We start from the raw sequence: 279 nt of genomic DNA, 5'->3' as shown, positions 1-279 counted from the left end.
CCGCACCTCGCGGACCCGCCCGAGACGGCCTCGACAGCCGTCATGCCCAGCGAGACGATCACGCCGAGCGAGACGCCTGAGCAGAAGCAGACGAACGACCCTGCGGACCCGGACTCGTGGCTCGTCACCGAGACGGGCATCGGCCCGATCGAGATCGGCGGCGACTTCGAGGGCACGCTCGCCGAGATCCGTTCGACCGGTGTCGGCACCTTCGATTGCGAGGGCGTCGCATACGGCTTCGCCGATGACAACGCCTACGACATCCTCGTGATCGAGGAC

Annotated in this window: 1 protein-coding gene; it reads left to right on the top strand. The window is 67.7% G+C overall.

Annotated elements, in window-relative coordinates; translation table 11 throughout:
- The coding region (locus SB717_RS35205) for a hypothetical protein (protein WP_410907545.1) at positions 1 to 279 on the top strand (279 nt) is incomplete at both ends.

It is taken from the genome of Priestia sp. SIMBA_032, from assembly GCF_046535215.1.
Taxonomy (GTDB): Bacteria; Bacillota; Bacilli; order Bacillales; family Bacillaceae_H; genus Priestia; species Priestia aryabhattai.
Note: the sequence above shows the minus strand (reverse complement) of the source record. Positions and strands in the feature narration are given on the sequence as shown.